This is a genomic window from Pseudanabaena sp. PCC 9330, from assembly GCF_055795045.1.
Genome location: NZ_JAYFES010000075.1, coordinates 1 through 5,945 on the forward strand (window position 1 = coordinate 1; position 5,945 = coordinate 5,945).

Genomic DNA, 5,945 nt, shown 5'->3' on the forward strand with positions numbered 1-5,945 from the left:
GTCAAGCTTTAATTTGTAGGTTGGGTGGAGCGCCAGCAGAACCCAACAAAAGCTTACTGCTGTTGGGTTTCACTTCGTTGCACCCAACCTACGCGAATCCTAATTTTTAGGTTTGACGCTACACTAGCCGGTTGCCAATCATCCAGTCGCTAGCAGATCTCCTAGTTCTGTGGATTTAGCCGGTTGGCCAGCAGCGCGACCAAAAACATCGGCAGCGATACGCCGATGCAGATTATCCCCTGGCTAATGCTCAGCGGCGTAGTCGAGAACAGAAAGTTCATCACCCCCACCTGGCTGAAGATAATTTGAAATACGATCGCCACCAAAATCCCGTAGCCGATCGCTGACACATCGGCCAGGGGCACCTTTAGCCCTTGCAGGCGGGCACTGACTGAAGCCCAAAACTGGCTAATGCTGAGCAGGTAGATGATCCGCCCCGCTACTAGCGCTTGGATCGCCATGGTGCGGGCCAGGGGAATGTTGCCTGTGGTGCGGCGAATCCACTCAAAGACGCCGAAGATCAAGATCCAGTTAAAGACCGAGATGAGGGCGATGCGCTTGAGTAGATTCTTCGACAACAGGGGCTCGTTGGGGTTGCGGGGAGGGCGATTCATCAAATTGTGAGACTTGGGCTCAAAGGCCAGGGGCACAGTCATAGCGATGGAGTTGACCATGTTGAGCCACAGTACTTGCAGGGCGAGAATGGGCAGCACGTCGCCGCGCCCGATCAGCACGCTGAGCAGAATGGTCATCGACTCGCCGCCGTTGACCGGCAGGATGAAGGCGATCGCCTTCATCAGGTTGCGAAATACGTTGCGGCCTTCTTCTACCGCCGCCTCGATCGAGGCAAAGTTGTCGTCGGTGAGAATCATATCGGCGGCCTCTTTGGCCACCTCGGTGCCCGCCTTGCCCATCGCAATGCCAATGTCGGCCTGCTTGAGGGCGGGGGCATCGTTGACGCCGTCACCGGTCATGGCCACAATGTGGCCCTTGGCTTGCAGGGCTTCTACCAGACGCAGCTTTTGCTCGGGGGCGACCCGGGCAAAGACGGAGCCGTTTTGCACGGCGTTGGTGAGGTCAGAGGCCTCGAAGGCGGCCAGTTCTCTGCCGGTGTAAGCCAGGACTGCTTCGGTGGCGCTGAGGGCCATGCGATCGGCGATCGCTGCCGCTGTCACCTTGTGGTCACCAGTGATCATTTTCACCTCGATGCCCGCTGTCTTGCAGGCCTCTACGGCTTTGATGGCCTCGGCTCGGGGCGGGTCGATCATGCCCTGGAGGCCCAGGAAGGCCATGCCTGCTTTTAGATCCTCGTGGTTGATGTGGTGGCCGCGAAAGGCCTTGGCGGCAAAGGCCAGCACCCGCAGCCCTCGTGAAGCCATGCGATCGGCCTGCAAGAGAAGGTGGTCGCGCCCCGAATCATCGAGGAGCTGGGCCTGACCGTCACTATCGAGCAGGCGATCGCACCGGGTTACCAGCGCCTCCACCGACCCCTTCGCCAGCAGCCACTGGCCTTCGGTATCCTGCTGGTGCAGGGTGGCCATGTACTGAAACTCTGACTCAAAGGGGATACTGTCGATGCGAGGATAGCTGTGGCTGAGCTCGGTGCGGTCAAACCCGGCCTTGCGGGCCGCCACCAGCAGCGCTCCCTCGGTGGGGTCGCCCACCACGCTCCAGTGGTGGGCGCTGTGCTCCAGTTCTGAGTCGTTGCACAGCATACCCACGATCAGGCACTGGCGCAGGGGTGGGGCCATGACCTGCGGGGGTACCGGGTTGTCTTCGCCGTCGCGCAGTTCGCCGTGGGGGGTGTAACCTTCACCGGTCAGGTCGTAGTGGCGATCGCCCGCGTAGATACTCTGCACTGTCATCTGATTTTCGGTCAGGGTGCCGGTTTTGTCAGAGCAGATCACCGTGGCGCTGCCCAGGGTTTCTACGGCGGGCAGCTTGCGCACAATGGCATTGCGGCGGGCCATGCGCGACACCCCAATCGCCAGGGTGATGGTGACCACGGCGGGCAACCCCTCGGGAATGGCGCTCACCGCCAGGGCTACGGCGGCTTCAAACATTTGCAGCGGCGAGTTACCCCAGGCCATCCCCACCGTAAAGGTCAGGGCCGCTACCGCCAAAATGGCCTTCAGCAGGGTTTTACTAAAGCGGTCAAACTTGCGGGTCAGAGGGGTGACTAGGGGGGTGCTCTGCTGCATCAGCTTGGAGATGCGCCCGGTTTCGGTATTTACCCCGGTTTCGACCACAATGCCCTCGCCCTGGCCAAAGGTGACAAAGCTGCCTGCGTAGGCCATGTTGTGGCGATCGCCCAGGGGGGTCTCCTCCGGCAGCGACTCTAGATTGGGCTGTTTTTCGACGGCGACAGATTCGCCGGTGAGGGCGCTTTCGTTGATTTGCAGGGTGCGGCCCCGCAGCAGGCGCAGGTCTGCGGGCACCTTGTCGCCGGAGGTGAGCAGCACAATGTCGCCCGGCACCAGATCGCGCGATGACACCTGCATCTGCTGGCCGTCGCGGCGCACCATGGCGTCAGTGGTGACTGAGGAAGCCAGGGCAGCGATCGCATTCTCGGCCTTAGCCTCCTGCACAAAGCCAATGATGGCGTTGATCACCGTCACCCCCCAGATCACCCCGGCATTGACCCAGGAGCCCAGCAGCGCCTTGATCAACCCCGCAATCAGCAAAATGTACAACAGCGGCTGGTTGAACTGGAGCAAAAAAAGAATAATCGGGTGCTTGCCCGCTTTGGCTTTCAGCTCGTTGGGGCCGTAGCACCCGAGCCGCGCTCTGGCCTCCTGAGCTGAGAGCCCCCAATCTGGATTAACCTCAAGCTGCCGGGTGATTTGACTGTCCTTGGCCTGGTGCCAGGTTAGCGCCGGGTGGTCTTGGGGCTTGGAGAGCTGTTGGGTCACAGCGATATCCTCCGTCGTGGTGCAGGGGTGACCGTCTGGCCCGAGTCTATGGGGGCTGGCAACTGGCGGCTGAAAGCTGAGGGTGCGATCGGGCTAAGGGGCTGAGCGGGCGGAGCTGAGGCAACGGTTAGCCACCAGGCCAGGCCAGGCCTTTGTCCTTAATTTTTACGGTAAAGGCTCAAACCACAGCCCAGGGCAGTTTTGATATCAGACTTAACCGATGGCAACTGGCGCGCAAACTCTGGCCCAGCTCTCCGGCCCTGGTAGTCCCTAGATTGAGCTATCCCACAACCGGGCAAGCAAACGGTAGACGCCGTGCTCACCGAGACCGACCCAAAACAATGGCAGACCATGCTGAAGCCGGGGCACTTTGATGAGGCGCGATCGCAGCGGATTCCAATGCCGGCGGCAGACGAAGACGACGCTATCGACGAGCTCAACGAAACCCTCCAGGCTGTAGCTGGTGGCCTGCTGCTCAAGAATGAGGCGATCGGGGTGTAGGAGTAACGCCGTCCTGGTACTAATATTGGCCCCGCTATGACTATCGCTATTGATACGCAGGGGGTGCCGATCTACCTGAATATAGCGCGGGTAATTTTGAGAGTTTAACCCAGACCCAATCATCCTCTATTGGCCCAACTCTTGCCGCACCTGCTCAACTAGATCGGCGGTGATGACCTCGACCTCTAGGGCGCAGGCCACATCTTCAATCTGGCGACGGGCCTGGGGTCGCACAAAAAATGGAATATTTTTTAGCTTGGCTTGGGCATCAGCAGTCCAGGGGAGAGCATTCATCATGGGTGCCATCGACTCCCGGTCAAAAGGGTTGCTCACATCCTACTGGCCCTGGGGGCGCAAATGTGAGGTTTTTGCCAAGGTGTAACGTTCCGTCAGGAATTTCCATAGTCGCCATCGTAGATTTACTTGTCGATCGCTTTGAACTATCCCCGCCCTGGGCGTCCACCGTGGGAACCCTGCCCTCTGTTCTAAAGTCCTGACGGATTGGGAATACTGAGCTCAGGTTGGTAAACCGCCGATCGGCATACGTTTCGTACAAGCTAGTAGAGAGCGTCATGGTAGCAACAACCCACTACAGTAAAGATGAAGCCTCCGCCCTGCCCGGCTCAGAGTTTAGCCTCCCTACCCCAGGCGATGATGACGACAACGGCAGTCTCCAGCTCCATGATTTCTCTGCCGCCAGCGCCCTTGACGATGGCGACTTTGAGGCCGATACTGCCGCCGCCCTGAAGGGACGCCACACCACCGACCTGGTGCGTATTTACCTACAAGAGATTGGCCGAGTGCGCCTGCTAGAGCGCCACGAGGAAGTGGCCGAGGCCCAGCGAGTGCAGGGCTATGTGCAGCTGCTAGAAGCTTTGGGCAAGGCTGCCCAAGAAAAGGGCGGCATTTTGGCTACTTACAGCAATTTGCTGCAAGCCCGCGATCGCCTGTCTTCCCAACTGGGCTATCGCCCTTCCCTAGAGCGCTGGGCTGCCGAAGCTGAGGTGCCGAGTGCCGAACTCAAGCCCACCCTAGCTGAAGGCAAACGGGCCTGGGCCGCCCTCAGCAGCCTGACGGTGACCGAGCTTGAAACGGCGGTTTCTGAAGGCATTCGCGCCAAAGAGCACATGATCAAGGCCAACCTGCGCCTGGTGGTCTCTGTCGCTAAAAAATACCAAAACCGGGGCCTAGAGCTGCTCGATCTCATTCAAGAGGGCACCCTGGGCCTAGAGCGGGCGGTCGATAAGTTTGACCCCACCAAGGGCTATCGCTTTAGTACCTACGCCTACTGGTGGATTCGCCAGGGCATTACCAGGGCGATCGCCACCCAGAGCCGCACCATTCGCCTGCCCGTCCACGTCACCGAAAAGCTCAACAAAATCAAAAAGGCCCAGCGCAAGCTCTCCCAAGAGAATGGCCGTACCCCCTCGGTCGAAGATATTGCCCGCGAGCTAGACATGACGGGGGCTCAAGTGCGCGAAGTGCTGCTGCGGGTGCCCAGGGCCGTTTCGCTCGAGACCAAGGTGGGCAAAGACCGCGACACCGAGCTGGGCGACCTGCTCGAAACCGACTGCATGTCGCCCGAAGACATGCTGATTCGCGAGTCGCTGCGCCGCGATCTGCAACAGCTGATGGCCGACCTCACCACCCGCGAGCAAGACGTGATCAACATGCGCTTTGGCCTGGGCGATGGCACCCCCTACTCCCTGGCTGAGATTGGCCGCGCCCTAGAGCTTTCGCGCGAGCGAGTGCGCCAGATCGAGTCGAAGGCGCTGCAAAAGCTGCGCCAGCCCAAGCGCCGCAACCGCGTCCGCGACTACCTCGAAGCGCTGAGCTAGAAACTCTGCATAGCTACCTCGATTCCCTTGCTTTTTAAGAAGGCAGGGGAATTTTTCTTGGGTATAACCGTTGGCTTAACTTGCCCGCTTCACACTGTCTATTAGTTTGAGGTTAGCCCGCAGCCACTCATTGACCAAGGCTTGCACTTCTACGCCATTTTCCTCAGCCAGGCGGCTGATTGTGGCGCTGATATCAGGCTCTAGGTAGATAGGGAATTGAAACTCGGCCTCGGGGTGATAAAACTTTCCCCTCTCGCCCTGAGAAAAGTCGTACTCTGCTTTCATCCCTCAGCCTCCTGATATTGCAAGATCTCTGCTCTAGTTGCCTTGCGAGCTGAAATAATCCGAATTTGACACAGGCTGAATTTTAATGGCGGCATCGTCGCGGCGGCTGGCGAGCAGGGTCTCGTAGTCTTCCCAGGTTTGGTAGTGCAGGGTGCCGGGGGGCAGCTGGATGCGCTCTGGGCTGACGGTGAGCATGGTGCTTTGGGTGGGGGGATGGTGCGATCGTAGTGCAAGATTAGAGCCACTTGGGGCTTTTGATGAGTAAGCGATCGCAGCCCGCATTGAACGTTCCCGGTCAGCAGCTGCATAAACTTTAAACTCAGCACTAGCGGCTCGCTTCAGTCTGCTGCACTGGGATTGTTCTGTCGCTTGTTGGTTAGTTGCATCATAATCGGTTTGCAGATTTAGC

General features: G+C 59.1%; 6 protein-coding genes. 2 read left to right on the forward strand and 4 right to left on the reverse strand.

Going from position 1 to position 5,945, the window contains the following annotated elements; translation table 11 throughout:
* Positions 1-161: 161 nt before the first annotated feature.
* Positions 162-2,912: a cation-translocating P-type ATPase gene (locus AC0QKW_RS06020; RefSeq protein ID WP_473150159.1), complete on the reverse strand. Its 2,751-nt coding sequence runs from the start codon at positions 2,910-2,912 to the stop codon at positions 162-164.
* 315 nt (positions 2,913-3,227) lie between these two features.
* On the opposite strand from AC0QKW_RS06020, the gene AC0QKW_RS06025 reads away from it, so the two are divergent.
* A complete protein-coding gene (locus tag AC0QKW_RS06025; RefSeq protein ID WP_473150160.1) occupies positions 3,228-3,413 on the forward strand; it encodes a hypothetical protein in 186 nt (61 codons plus the stop codon).
* A 126-nt stretch (positions 3,414-3,539) separates the two neighbouring features.
* On the opposite strand, the gene AC0QKW_RS06030 is transcribed toward AC0QKW_RS06025, so the two are convergent.
* Positions 3,540-3,710, reverse strand: coding sequence for a PCP reductase family protein (locus AC0QKW_RS06030; protein ID WP_473150164.1), 171 nt, complete (start codon positions 3,708-3,710; stop codon positions 3,540-3,542).
* A gap of 275 nt (positions 3,711-3,985) precedes the next feature.
* Here AC0QKW_RS06030 and sigC point away from each other — a divergent pair, with 275 nt between their 5' ends.
* Complete coding sequence (gene sigC / locus AC0QKW_RS06035) at positions 3,986-5,251, forward strand: RNA polymerase sigma factor SigC (RefSeq protein WP_473150161.1); 1,266 nt, start codon at positions 3,986-3,988, stop codon at positions 5,249-5,251.
* A gap of 75 nt (positions 5,252-5,326) precedes the next feature.
* Here the strand turns inward: sigC and AC0QKW_RS06040 are convergent, their stop codons facing one another.
* Both AC0QKW_RS06040 and AC0QKW_RS06045 read right to left on the reverse strand, forming a co-directional pair.
* Positions 5,327-5,536 carry a hypothetical protein gene (locus AC0QKW_RS06040; RefSeq protein WP_473150162.1) on the reverse strand — a complete coding sequence of 70 codons (210 nt, stop codon included), beginning with the start codon at positions 5,534-5,536 and terminating at the stop codon, positions 5,327-5,329.
* Positions 5,537-5,569: 33 nt separating this feature from the next.
* Positions 5,570-5,731: a hypothetical protein gene (locus AC0QKW_RS06045; RefSeq protein ID WP_473150163.1), complete on the reverse strand. Its 162-nt coding sequence runs from the start codon at positions 5,729-5,731 to the stop codon at positions 5,570-5,572.
* Positions 5,732-5,945 lie beyond the last annotated feature (214 nt).